Source organism: Dickeya sp. ws52 (assembly GCF_007210685.1).
GTDB classification, from domain to species: domain Bacteria; phylum Pseudomonadota; class Gammaproteobacteria; order Enterobacterales; family Enterobacteriaceae; genus Dickeya; species Dickeya chrysanthemi.
This window is the reverse complement of record NZ_SZVX01000003.1, coordinates 186,664-198,977: the sequence shown is the minus strand read 5'-3', so window position 1 is coordinate 198,977 and position 12,314 is coordinate 186,664. Positions and strand designations below refer to the sequence as shown.

Annotated in this window: 15 protein-coding genes; 11 read left to right on the top strand and 4 right to left on the bottom strand. The window is 55.8% G+C overall.

All coding sequences use genetic code 11. From position 1 onward, the window contains the following. Window positions 1–645: 645 nt before the first annotated feature. Entirely contained in the window at window positions 646–1,131 is a 486-nt protein-coding gene (gene sixA / locus FDP13_RS04390) for a phosphohistidine phosphatase SixA (RefSeq protein WP_012769081.1), read from the top strand. 82 nt (window positions 1,132–1,213) lie between these two features. Here the strand turns inward: sixA and smrB are convergent, their stop codons facing one another. Beyond that, complete coding sequence (gene smrB, locus FDP13_RS04385) at window positions 1,214–1,759, bottom strand: endonuclease SmrB (RefSeq protein WP_033576365.1); 546 nt, start codon at window positions 1,757–1,759, stop codon at window positions 1,214–1,216. Window positions 1,760–1,990: 231 nt separating this feature from the next. On the opposite strand from smrB, the gene prmB reads away from it, so the two are divergent. The 6 genes from prmB (at window position 1,991) to FDP13_RS04355 (ending at window position 6,659) form a co-directional block, all read left to right on the top strand. Continuing rightward, window positions 1,991–2,923 (top strand): 50S ribosomal protein L3 N(5)-glutamine methyltransferase, encoded by a 933-nt coding sequence (prmB, locus tag FDP13_RS04380; RefSeq protein ID WP_033576364.1) that lies wholly within the window; start codon window positions 1,991–1,993, stop codon window positions 2,921–2,923. 72 nt (window positions 2,924–2,995) lie between these two features. Further along, the gene (gene aroC, locus FDP13_RS04375; RefSeq protein WP_027711516.1) at window positions 2,996–4,081 is read left to right on the top strand and encodes a chorismate synthase; all 1,086 of its coding nucleotides are present in this window, start codon (window positions 2,996–2,998) and stop codon (window positions 4,079–4,081) included. Window positions 4,082–4,148: 67 nt separating this feature from the next. After that, window positions 4,149–4,979 (top strand): penicillin-insensitive murein endopeptidase, encoded by an 831-nt coding sequence (gene mepA / locus FDP13_RS04370; protein WP_143838781.1) that lies wholly within the window; start codon window positions 4,149–4,151, stop codon window positions 4,977–4,979. 3 nt (window positions 4,980–4,982) lie between these two features. Beyond that, on the top strand, window positions 4,983–5,783 hold the full coding sequence (locus FDP13_RS04365) for a sulfite exporter TauE/SafE family protein (protein WP_012769086.1): 801 nt from the start codon (window positions 4,983–4,985) through the stop codon (window positions 5,781–5,783). Next, window positions 5,783–6,346 carry an elongation factor P hydroxylase gene (locus tag FDP13_RS04360; RefSeq protein ID WP_012769087.1) on the top strand — a complete coding sequence of 188 codons (564 nt, stop codon included), beginning with the start codon at window positions 5,783–5,785 and terminating at the stop codon, window positions 6,344–6,346. Before FDP13_RS04365 ends, FDP13_RS04360 begins: the two co-directional genes overlap by 1 nt. Before the next feature lie 34 nt (window positions 6,347–6,380). After that, window positions 6,381–6,659, top strand: coding sequence for a YfcL family protein (locus FDP13_RS04355; RefSeq protein ID WP_012769088.1), 279 nt, complete (start codon window positions 6,381–6,383; stop codon window positions 6,657–6,659). Window positions 6,660–6,707: 48 nt separating this feature from the next. Here FDP13_RS04355 and FDP13_RS04350 read toward each other — a convergent pair whose 3' ends face one another. Continuing rightward, window positions 6,708–7,619 carry a LysR family transcriptional regulator gene (locus tag FDP13_RS04350; protein WP_143838779.1) on the bottom strand — a complete coding sequence of 304 codons (912 nt, stop codon included), beginning with the start codon at window positions 7,617–7,619 and terminating at the stop codon, window positions 6,708–6,710. Between the two features lie 189 nt (window positions 7,620–7,808). Between FDP13_RS04350 and FDP13_RS04345 the strand changes: the two genes are divergently transcribed. From FDP13_RS04345 to FDP13_RS04330, 4 genes are all read left to right on the top strand, one after another. Next, window positions 7,809–9,227, top strand: a complete 1,419-nt coding sequence (locus tag FDP13_RS04345; protein ID WP_012769090.1) for a coniferyl aldehyde dehydrogenase — start codon at window positions 7,809–7,811, stop codon at window positions 9,225–9,227. 109 nt (window positions 9,228–9,336) lie between these two features. Then, complete coding sequence (locus FDP13_RS04340) at window positions 9,337–10,014, top strand: type 1 glutamine amidotransferase domain-containing protein (protein WP_033576360.1); 678 nt, start codon at window positions 9,337–9,339, stop codon at window positions 10,012–10,014. 25 nt (window positions 10,015–10,039) lie between these two features. Beyond that, entirely contained in the window at window positions 10,040–10,669 is a 630-nt protein-coding gene (locus FDP13_RS04335; RefSeq protein WP_012769092.1) for a glutathione S-transferase family protein, read from the top strand. 69 nt (window positions 10,670–10,738) lie between these two features. Beyond that, complete coding sequence (locus FDP13_RS04330; RefSeq protein ID WP_012769093.1) at window positions 10,739–11,164, top strand: organic hydroperoxide resistance protein; 426 nt, start codon at window positions 10,739–10,741, stop codon at window positions 11,162–11,164. A 65-nt stretch (window positions 11,165–11,229) separates the two neighbouring features. Here FDP13_RS04330 and FDP13_RS04325 read toward each other — a convergent pair whose 3' ends face one another. After that, on the bottom strand, window positions 11,230–11,547 hold the full coding sequence (locus FDP13_RS04325; protein WP_012769094.1) for an AzlD domain-containing protein: 318 nt from the start codon (window positions 11,545–11,547) through the stop codon (window positions 11,230–11,232). Beyond that, window positions 11,544–12,284: an AzlC family ABC transporter permease gene (locus FDP13_RS04320; RefSeq protein ID WP_050516110.1), complete on the bottom strand. Its 741-nt coding sequence runs from the start codon at window positions 12,282–12,284 to the stop codon at window positions 11,544–11,546. The genes FDP13_RS04325 and FDP13_RS04320 overlap by 4 nt, the downstream gene beginning before the upstream one ends. Between the last annotated feature and the right edge of the window lie 30 nt (window positions 12,285–12,314).

The window sequence follows — 12,314 nt, the reverse complement described above, 5'->3', positions numbered from 1 at the left end:
AAAGTATTATTTTTTTATTTTTCCATTCCGTTGTTTTCTCCCACCCAGAATAACGATTCCCTGAATGCTGGGCATAATACCGTGCTGAATTATTTAAACACACTGCATTCGGTACAGGTGTTTATCTGTTCACTATGAGTGAGGCGGCCTATTTTTTCCAGTGTTTCTCGCCGCAATGAGATGAAAAAGTGTAAAAGCATCAGAAAAATAAAACCGGTGTCGGTTTATTCTGTATTGATAGAATTGTTAATTTTTTTATCTAAATAAAAAATATTTTCCAGTTTAAAGTGCTGTTAAATGAAATTCAATCGATGGTCGGCAGCATATTATGATGACATAGCCGGGCTTTTTCCCTGCTAAGAACAAGGTTAATTGTCTGAAATAACGGGATGTTGGCGGCAGGTGCGTAAATACCACCCGGCGACAGAGGGGAATACGCACGGTGTACGTGTGGGGTCAGTTGCGATTCGTTGTCAATTGGGGTAAAAAAATGCGCTTTGCGTCGGTCAAAACGCCATCAATAAGACGACGGCGATTCCGATGCCAGGCTGTGACCCGCCGCAAAACGGCGTCGTGCCGATTCAGTTAATCTAAAGCTATCCCCAGGGTTTTATTGCCCTTTTTTCATCAATATAGCGGTGTAATATGCAAGTTTTGATCATGCGTCATGGTGATGCCGTACCTGACGCCGCCAGTGATGCGCTCCGGCCGTTAAGCCGCCGGGGAGATGAAGAATCTCGTCAGATGGCAGCCTGGCTTAACGATCAGGCGATTGATATTGAGCGGGTTCTGGTGAGCCCTTACGTACGCGCACAGCAGACGTTGCAGGTCGTCGCGGAGCTCGTGCCGTTGCCGGAAAATGAGTGCCTGCCGGAGCTGACGCCGGGAGGTAACGCCGAGCTGTTATGTGACTATTTGCTGGCGCTGGCGAAAGAAGGCACCCGTGCGGTGTTGGTGATATCCCATTTGCCGCTGGTGGGATATCTGGTCGCCGGGCTGTGCTCGACTGATAATGCCCCGATGTTCGCGACGTCGGCGATTGCCTGCGTCGAACTGGACGACATCGCCGGAACGGGGGTGTACCACTGGCAGGTGACGCCGTCTCAGTTGGCCGCGAAAGTCAAACCCTGACCGATTGATCGCCCGTGCCGCCGTCGGCACGGGCGGCATACAGTGTGGTGCGGGACGTGCGCGTAAGGCAACGACGACGTCGCTATTCTTCGTCGGTGGTTTCCTGTGCCACCAGCACCAGCAACGCGGCATCGCCGCCGAATTCCTTCGGCGCCTGGTGAAAAGCCAGGACGTCCGGGTGTTGCGCCAGCCACAACGGTGTTTGCTGCTTAAGAATGTGTTTGCCGTGACCATGCATTACGCAGGCGCAGTAAACATGTTCACGTCGGCAGGCGGCCAACAGCGCCCCCAATTCTTGTTTCGCTTCCAGTTGCGTCAACCCGTGCAGATCCAGAAACAACTCCGGTGAATAATCTCCTCGCCGTAGTTTTTTCAATTCGTAATGACTGGCGCCCGGGCGGATATAACGCGTCGGCCCCTCGTTTTCCAGTTGTGGTTGAAATTCGTCCGAAAAGTAGAAGCTGGCGTCCACCTGTTCCTGCATCATCCGCCGAGGCGGCAACACGCCCGGTTTATTATGGCGAACCGGACGATGGACATAGGTATCCTGACGCAGCCGGGTAGCGCCCGCCACCGATGTGCGGAAAAGCGCCTGTTCCTCGTCATCAAGCATGAATTTCTTTTTCATTAGTGCGTTACTCTATCTTTTCGCCGTTCTGTTTCAGAATAGGAATGCGGTATCGGCGTAGTCTACCTGTTCCGTGCCGGTGGCTAAACAAAACCTTGTCGTTCTCCCCGCGCGATCCCCAACCCGCGCCGTCCGGCGGTGATATCTGCTGATTTGTCGCCGTCTTCATGGCAAACTATCGCCATCACAGAAACATGCGATCACAGAGACAGTAGTCTGCGGAGGACAAACTTGGACAAAATTTTCGTCGATGAGGCGGTCAACGATTTGCATACCATTCAGGATATGCTGCGCTGGGCAGTGAGCCGCTTTAACGCCGCTAACGTCTATTACGGCCACGGCACCGATAATCCGTGGGATGAAGCGTTGCAGTTGGTGCTGCCCACGCTGTTTCTGCCGATTGATATTCCGGAAGACATGTACCTTGCCCGCCTGACTTCCAGTGAGCGTCATCGCATCGTTGAACGGGTGATTCGCCGCGTCAACGAACGTGTACCGGTGGCTTACCTGACGAATAAAGCCTGGTTTTGCGGGCTGGAGTTCTACGTTGATGAGCGGGTACTGGTGCCCCGTTCGCCGATTGGCGAGTTGATCAACCAGCAGTTTGCATCGATTTTGCCCCAGCCGCCGCGTCATATTCTTGATTTGTGTACCGGCAGCGGCTGTATCGCCATCGCCTGTGCGCAGGCATTCCCCGAAGCGGAAGTGGATGCGGTGGATATTTCCGCCGATGCGCTGGCCGTCACCGAGCAGAATATTCAACAGCACGGCATGGAATATAACGTCACGCCGATCCGCTCCGATCTGTTCCGCGACCTGCCGGCGATACAGTATGACCTGATTGTGACCAACCCGCCGTATGTGGATGAAGAGGATATGGCCGACTTGCCGCAGGAGTACCGCTTCGAACCGGAGCTGGGGCTGGCGGCGGGTAGCGATGGTCTGAAACTGGTTCGCCGGATCCTGGCGTGCGCGCCGGATTACCTTGCTGAAGAGGGCGTCCTGATTTGCGAAGTCGGCAATAGCATGGTGCATCTGATGGAACAGTACCCGGATATTCCGTTCACCTGGCTGGAATTCGACAATGGCGGCGACGGCGTCTTTATGCTGACTCGTTCCCAGTTGTTGGCTTGTCAGGCCGAGTTCAGTATTTACCGGGATTAATCCCTTCACCGGACGTAGGGCGGCGTAGAGCGGCCCGGCGTTCTGATATTTGTTCAATGCTAAGGAGCCGTGATGGCAGGAAACAGTATTGGTCAGTTTTTCCGTGTCACCACTTTTGGTGAATCCCACGGTATTGCGCTGGGATGTGTGGTGGATGGCGTACCGCCGGGTATTCCGCTGACCGAGGCCGATTTGCAGCACGACCTGGACCGCCGTCGTCCGGGAACATCCCGTTATACCACTCAGCGTCGCGAGCCGGATCAGGTTCGTATTCTGTCCGGGGTGTTCGAGGGAGTAACCACCGGCACCAGTATCGGTTTACTGATTGAAAATACCGACCAACGTTCGCAGGACTATGGCGCCATCAAAGATCTATTCCGTCCCGGTCACGCCGACTACACCTACGAGCAGAAATACGGTATCCGCGATTACCGTGGCGGCGGTCGTTCTTCCGCCCGTGAAACCGCGATGCGCGTGGCTGCCGGCGCCATCGCCAAAAAATACCTGCAACAACAGCATGGCGTGGTGATCCGCGGCTATCTGGCGCAGATGGGCGATGTGGTATGCGAACTGAAAGACTGGGCGCAGGTTGAGCAGAACCCGTTTTTCTGCCCGGATCCGGACAAGATCGAGGCACTGGATGAACTGATGCGCGCGCTGAAAAAAGAGGGCGACTCTGTCGGCGCGAAGGTGACGGTGGTGGCCGAATCGGTTCCGCCGGGATTGGGTGAACCGGTGTTTGACCGTCTGGATGCCGATCTGGCTCATGCCCTGATGAGCATCAACGCGGTGAAAGGTGTGGAGATTGGCGATGGCTTTGCCGTGGTCAACCGTCGCGGCAGTGAAAACCGTGATGAAATCACCCCGACGGGTTTTCTGAGCAACCATGCCGGCGGCATTTTGGGCGGCATCAGCAGCGGTCAGTCGATTACTGCGCATCTGGCGCTGAAGCCGACGTCCAGCATTACCGTGCCGGGCCGCACCATTACCCGCGACGGCGAAGCAACGGAAATGATCACCCGGGGGCGGCACGATCCGTGTGTGGGTATCCGTGCCGTGCCGATTGCCGAAGCCATGATGGCGATTGTGCTGATGGATCATCTGTTGCGTCAGCGGGCACAGTGTGCGGATGTCGCCAGCCCGGTGCCTCGCTGGTAAGGTGAGCCGGTAATACCAAACCGGGGAATACACCGGTCGCGAAGACCATAACGAACGACACAACATAATGAAAATAAACTGGATTGGGATGGCGGCGCTGCTGTTGTGCAGCACCGCGCTGGCGAAGACACCGTGGCAGGAAATCACACATCCGGTGGCGGGCCAGCCGCAGGCCATCGGCGCGTTTGCCAATGGGTGTATCATCGGCGCACAGCCGCTGGCGTTGCAGTCGCCTGATTATCAGGTGATGCGCGTTGATCAACGACGCTACTTCGGTCACCCGGATCTGCTGGCGTTTATTCACCGCCTCAGCGGCAACGTACATCGAACCACCGGCGGTACGGTGTTGATCGGCGACATGGGGATGCCTGCCGGCGGACGCTTCAGTAGCGGTCATGCCAGCCATCAATCGGGACTGGATGTGGATATCTGGCTGCAACTGCCGCGCCAGCGCTGGAGCCAGCAGCAGTTGTTGCAGCCGCAGCCGCTGGACCTGGTAATGGCGGACGGTAAAAACATTAATCCGCGCGTCTGGTCGCCGGATGTGCTGAAACTGGTGAAAACCGCGGCGCAGGATAACGATGTCACGCGTATCTTTGTGAACCCCGCCATCAAAAAACAACTGTGTCTGGAAGCGGGAAGCGATCGCAACTGGTTGCACAAGGTTCGGCCGTGGTTTGCTCATCGCGCCCATATGCACGTACGGCTGCGTTGCCCGCCTGAGAGCCTGGAATGTCAGGAGCAGGACACGCCGCCTGCAGGCGACGGGTGCGGTGCCGAGTTGAACAGTTGGTTCCAGCCGAAAAAACCGGGGGCCGAATCGCCGGCTAAAACGACGCCGCCGCCGTTGCCTCCCTCCTGTCAGGCATTGCTTGATCGTCATCTGATTGCGGAATAATTCATGGAATGGTTTGTTGTCGGGCCGGACATTCTGGCTTTGCTGTTTTTAGCTAGCGTGATCGCCGGTTTTGTGGATTCGATCGCGGGAGGCGGCGGATTGTTGTCCATCCCGGTGTTACTGGCGGCGGGATTATCGCCGGCTCAGGTACTGGCGACCAACAAATTGCAGGCGGTTGGCGGCTCTTTTTCCGCCAGCCTGTATTTCATCCGTCGCAAAGCGGTGGATATGAAAATACTCCGGCTGACCGTGCCGTTGACGTTTCTGGGTGCGGTATTCGGTGCCTGGCTGATCCAGCAGATTCACGCTGATTTCATGCGTAAGTTATTGCCGGTGCTGGTGATTGGTATCGGCCTCTATTTTCTGTTGATGCCGAAAGTAGGGGGAGACGATCGGCAGGCGCGTCTGTCGCTGTTGCCGTTTTCCCTGCTGGGCGGCGCCTGCGTTGGTTTTTACGACGGCTTTTTCGGACCGGGAGCCGGGTCATTTTACGCGTTGGCGTATGTCACGTTGCTGGGGTTCAATCTGGCAAAAGCCACCGCGCACGCCAAGGTGCTTAACTTTACCTCCAACTTCGGCAGCCTGCTGTTTTTCATGTTAGGCGGGCAGGTGGTTTGGGGAATAGGGTTGGTCATGCTGGTCGGGCAAATTATCGGTGCCCGTCTGGGGGCAAAAATGGTACTTACCAGAGGGCAAAAACTGATCCGCCCGATGCTGGTTATCATGTCCGCCCTGATGAGTATTAAATTGATTCATGACAACCACGGCAGCGATATTGCCCGCTGGTTGGGACAGCTATTCTGATGACGATGTTGACTGAAACTGCAAACACCCACCATTACGACCAGTTGATCACTATTTTCAATCGGTGTTTTAGTGAAGAGTTCAATACCCGCCTGATAAAAGGCGACGATGAGCCTATCTACCTGCCGGCCGACGAGCAGGCGCCGTATCACCGAGTCGTCTTTGCGCACGGGTTTTACGCCAGCGCCATGCACGAGATTTCCCACTGGTGTATCGCCGGCGAAGAACGGCGTAAGTTAGTGGATTTCGGTTATTGGTACTGCCCGGACGGGCGTGACGCCGCGACTCAGAGCCAGTTCGAAGTGGTGGAAATCAAGCCGCAGGCGCTGGAGTGGATGTTCTGCGTGGCCGCCGGCTTCCCGTTTAATGTCAGTTGCGACAACCTGAACGGCGATGTTGACCCGGATCGCATCGCTTTCCAGCGCCGGGTTCACGCGCAGGTGATGGTTTATCTGCAACAGGGCGTGCCTGGCCGGCCTGCGCGTTTCATTCAGGCGCTGCAAGACTATTACCACACTGCGCCGCAAACCGCGGCGGATTTCCCTTATCCGGCCGATCTGTAATGCTCGGCAGACAACAGACAATTAAGGACCATCAATGATCGCAGTATTTGAGGCGCGCATCCTGACGCTGATTGACAATATGGTGGAGCACGCCAGCGATGATGAACTGTTTGCCAGCGGTTACCTGCGTGGTCACCTGACGCTGGCGGTAGCCGAAGCCGAAGCGCATGGCGAACAGACGGCGCAGGCGTTACATGCTCGCGTACAGGAAAGCCTGAATCAGGCGATTAAAAACGGCGAACTGTCGCCGCCGGATCAGGCGCTGGTCGCCCAGGTGTGGGACGCACTCTACCAGCAGGCGCAAGTGCAGTAATCCTGGCGGGCCGAAAGGGGCGAGCGCCTGTTTCGGCCTGTAACGTCACTATGTGTTCCGATGCGGATCTCCGTGTTTTTGCCTTAACCGAAACAGCAATGCCTGCCTGGCATGAGCGACGCGCGGCTGGCGCAACGCACTGGGTTGCCACAATAAATAGTAACTGCGGTAGGCCCGTGCAATCGGCGCGGGAATTTCACAAAGCTCACCTCGTTCGATATACGGCGTACACAAATAGGCGGGAAGTGCGCTCCAGCCAAACCCTTCACACAATAAACTGCACAGCGCGCGTAAATCCTGGCCCACCATTGCCGGGAGAATGGTAGGCGCCTGGACTTTATTGGCGGTAAACCAGTTATCGATAAGCGGCAGCGTCAGGCTATAGGCCAGTAGCGGTTCGGTTTGCATTGCCGCCAGCGTGTCCGGCGCTTTAGCCAGCCGGGCGACCACCTGCGGCGCGGCAACCGCCATAATTTCATCGGTCAGCATCAATTCGCTTTTTAACCGGTTGTCATTTGACGGCGCGGCGGAGATCCCCAGATCGCAGTAACCTTCGATCAGACTTTGGACAATCACATCGTAATCGCCGGTTTGCATCCGGACGCGTACCCCCACTTCCAATAGCGGCAGTAATTGTTTGGCGACGACTTCAGCCAGAAAATCCGCGTGCCCGATGATTTGCAATGCGCCGGCCAGTTCCAGCGAACGCGCTTTTGCCGATGCCAGCGCGTTTTCCGCCTCATCCAGCCGGTCGCCGATATCCGCTGCCAGCTCATCCGCCGCCGAGGTAGGAATAACCCCGCGTGTTTGCCGTGCAAACAAGGGATGCCCAATTGAGGCTTCCAGACCGGCGATATGCTGCGACACCGCCGGTTGCGTCAGATTGAGCGTACGGGCGGCGCCGCTGATGGAACGCTGTCGATACACCTCGATGAAGGTTCTTAAACGAACGAGAGACATAGATAATCCATAAAATTTTTTATACCTATACCAAAATATGCTAGTTGGTCACAACCGCTTAACACCAGTAAAGTGCGCTCCATCAAAACAAAATTGTTTCTTGCCGGAGAACTGTTCGGCAGGAAGTAGAGAAAAATTTATACCACGCGGTGTACAAAAACACCGCGCGATGGGTAAGGAGCTATCACAATGCCTTTAGCGCAAACAAGCAACGATTTAAAAGCGATATTGCAGACCATGAAGAACGCCCACATCGCGACCGGGCCTGCCGATGCTGCGCTGCGTCGTGACAGACTGGTGCGCAGCGCCCGGCTTATCCGGGAGAACTATTCGTCGCTCAGCAAAGCGATGGATGCGGATTTTGGTCACCGTAGCTTGTACCAGTCGTTGGTCGCCGATATGGCCACGACAGTGAAAACGCTTGAGCATTCCGCGGAATATGTAGCGGAGTGGATGAAACCGACGCTTGTCGATAGCCCGATGGCGGGGATGCAATCCTGGATACAGCGTCAACCGCTGGGGGTAGTAGGGGTCATCAGCCCCTGGAATTTCCCTATCAATCTGGCGTTTGCTCCGCTGGCCGGCGTGTTTGCCGCCGGCAACACCGCCATGCTGAAGCCATCGGAACTGACGCCGGCGACATCGGAACTGCTGGCGGAACTGATCGCCCGTTATTTTGATCCGCTGGAGCTGGAAGTGGTGCTGGGGGATGCGGCAATCGGCGCGGCATTCAGTAGCTTGCCGTTTGATCATTTGGTCTTTACCGGTAGTTCTGCCGTTGGCCGCCATGTCATGCGTGCTGCCGCAGAGAACCTGGTGCCGGTCACGCTGGAACTGGGCGGGAAATCGCCGGTGGTGATTGACCACGATGCCGATGTCGCTCTGGCGGCACAGCGGACGCTAACGGTGAAAACTTTTAATTCCGGGCAGATTTGCCTTTCCCCCGACTATGTCATGCTGCGTGAAGACCAGGTCGATGCCTTTGTACATGCCAGCAAAACATTCATGACGCAGGCATTTCCGACGCTTCAGCAAAACCCGGATTATACGGCCATTATTACGTCGCGACATTATGAGCGTCTGGTCGGGTTGTTAACGGATGCCGCAAGCAAAGGGGCGACATTGTTGAGCCTGGCCCCGCAGGGTGAACCGGATTTCGACGCCGCTTCCCGCAAAATCGCGCCGCATCTGGTCCTGAACGTGACTGATGATATGCAGATTATGCAGGAAGAAATCTTCGGACCGCTGTTGCCGATTCGCACCTGTTCTTCGCAGGAAGAGGCGATTGCGTACATCAATGCCCATCCTCGTCCGTTGGCGGCGTATTACTTCGGCCAACAGACGGCGCGGCAAACCCTGTTCGCTGAACGCACCACGTCGGGCGCACTGGTTATCAATGATGTGATGACGCACGCCAGCATCGACTCGCTGCCCTTCGGCGGGGTGGGGGCATCAGGAATGGGCGCTTACCACGGCATTCATGGTTTCCAACGTTTTAGCCATGCCAAACCGATTGTGGTCCAAAATGAAGAGGGAACTTCAAACCTGCGTTTACGGGCGCCCTATAGCGACAAACTGTCTCAGCTTGAAGCGTTTCTGAACGGCTAATATTTCTGAACAACTAATGTTTCTGAACAACTAATGTTTCTGAACGACCACGACTTTCTAACTGGTTGATGTAAATACACCCGCTAGGGGTGATGTGAGGAGAATGACGATGAAAATATTGATGGTGTTGACGTCCCATGATCAGTTGGGAAATACAGGTAAAAAAACCGGTTTCTGGCTGGAAGAGTTTGCCGCCCCTTACTACGTGTTTAAAGATGCAGGCGCCGAGGTCGTGCTGGCATCGCCGGCTGGCGGCCAGCCGCCGTTGGATCCGAAAAGCGATTTACCGGAATTTCAAACCGAGCTGACCCACCGTTTCAAGGCCGATCCGGCCGCTCAGCAGGCACTGGCTACGACAGTAAAACTGGACAGCGTCAGCATGGATGATTTCGACACGGTGTTCTATCCAGGGGGGCATGGCCCGTTGTGGGATTTGGCTGAATCGCCGACCTCCATTGCCCTGATTGAAGCGTTTGAACGGGCCGGGAAACCGATTGGTTTTGTTTGCCATGCGCCCGGCGTGTTGCGCCACGTCAAGGCGGCGAATGGTGAGCCGCTGATCAAAGGCCGTCGGGTTACCGGGTTTACCAATTCGGAAGAAGCCGCGGTGGAATTAACCGATGTGGTGCCGTTTTTGATTGAAGACGAGTTCCAAAAACTGGGTGGTTTGTACTCCAAGGGACCGGATTGGCACCCCTATCTGGTTGAAGACGGCACGTTGATTACCGGTCAGAACCCGGCCAGTTCGGAAGTGGTCGCCAAAGCATTGTTAAAGCAGCTGGCTTAATCGGTTGACAAAGGAAACAGGCAGAATGGGCATAAAGCTACATCATCTGAATGACTCGCGATCCATGCGTATCCTCTGGTTGCTCGAAGAAGCGCAGCTTCCTTATGAGTTGGTCCGCTACCGGCGCAACCCGACGACGCAACTGGCGCCGGAAGAACTGAAGGCTATCCACCCGTTGGGTAAATCGCCGGTGGTTGAGATTGACGGCAAGGTGATTGTCGAGTCAGGCGCTATCGTTGAGTACATTATCGGTAAGTACGCACCGCACCTGGCACCCGACGTGCAGGAAGCCTGTTATGTCGACTATCTGCAATGGATTCATTTTGCGGAAAGTTCGGCCATGCTGCCTGTGTTACTGAAAGTGTTTAATCAGTTTGAAAAACAAAATGGTCAGACGTTGCAGTTTCTGGATGCGTATGCCGAGACAGAATTCAGCAAAGTGTTTGCTTATCTGGACGACTACCTTGCCTCGCGTGAGTTTATCGTCGGGCAGCGCCTGACCGGGGCGGATTTTATGCTGGGCTTCGTCGTGAAGCTGGTCACGGAGCGGTTTAATCTGGGGCAGCAATACCCCAACATTCTCCGTTATGCGACGCGATTGTCTGATACGCCGAGCTGGCAGAAGGCGCAGCGCCTGGAATCGGTGCCGGCATAAGTGGCGTCGGCTTCTGACACCTCTACTGATGTTAAAACGGTTATTTTGTCTTAAATAGGAGTCACTGTTATGGCTGTTGAAAAAGTACTGTATCGCGCCCAGGCGTCGGTAACCGGCGGGCGGGATGGACATGCGGTGTCTGAGGATAATCACCTCGACCTGAAACTGACCACGCCGCGTGAATTGGGTGGGCTCGGTGGTTCCGGCACCAACCCCGAACAGCTGTTTGCCGCCGGTTATGCCGCATGTTTTACCGGCGCGCTGAAACTGGTGGCCTCCAAAGAGAAGGTGTTGGTGCCGTCAACCACCGTGATTGAAGGGCTGGTGGGGATTGGTCAATCCGGTGATGGTTTCGGCATCGAAGTTGAGCTGAGGATTACCATCCCCGGCATGGATAAAGCACAGGCGCAGGCACTGGTGGAAAAAGCGCATCAGGTTTGCCCGTACTCCAACGCGACCCGCGGCAATGTCGATGTGACGCTGACGGTGCTGTAACCGCTCATCGCAATCAGGGATGACCACCGGACGGTCATCCCACGTTTTTTAAGGTGGCGAGGGGCTTATGGCAGCAGCCAGAAGCAAAGCAGATAAAACACACCCAGGCTTCCCATTACCGCCAGCATCGTGTGGCGAATCAGTAACGCTATCACTATGCTGCCTATCGCACCCCACAGATACGGGTTATCCGGCAAGGGGCGCAGCGTGTCCTGCTGCATCAGGATTACCGGGCCGCAAATCGCCGTCAGCAGGCAGGGCGCCGAATAGTTAAGCGCTTCCCGAAATAAAGCCGGCAGCCTGACGGGAACGCCGGGTTCCAGAAACACGTAGCGATAGGTAAATACCACCAGCGCCAACAGTAACAACAATCCCCAGCTCATGATGTTTCTCCTGATGTTTCTCCGGTGAGCCGGGCCGTGATGACGGCCAGGGCCATGCCGCCTAACCCGGCGATCATCATCGCCCCTTCGATACGCCAGTAAGCCAGCAACATCGACATGAACAGTGAGAACAGCGTCCCCGCCAGTACCGGCGGACGTTTGACCATCGGCACCACCAGCGTGATAAAGGTCGCGACAATAGAAAAATCCAGATGGTAGCGCTCAAGATTGGGGAGTGCGTGGGCCATCCCGATTCCCGCCAGGCTACAGGCTACCCAGCAGAGATAGAACGTCAGCCCGGCGCCGATCAGGTAAGCGGTAGTCAGCCGGGCTTTGGCGGCAATGGCCAGCGCAAACAGCTCATCTGTCAGCAGAAAACCGAGCAACAGGCGATAGCGTGCTGCTAACGGTGCGATGGTGGGGCGTAATGTCAGCCCGTAAATCAGATGTTGGGCGGTAATCACCATCACGGTCAGTAACACGGTCACGGCACTGCTGCCGGACATCAACAGGCCAAGCGTCACCAGTTGCGCAGCGCCGGCAAAGATAATCGCCGACATGCCGACCCCTTGCCAGAATGTCAGCCCGGCCTGCACGGCCATCGAGCCGGCCAGAATCCCCCAGGGAATAACCGAAACGCACAGCGGCAGCATGGCGACGGCGCCGCCGACAAACTGGCTGGATGCCGAATCCGGCGAATGCCGCCGTGACAAAGCGGTGAAAATTGACAATGACATACCCTCGACCTTCCTTTTCTTCAACGCATG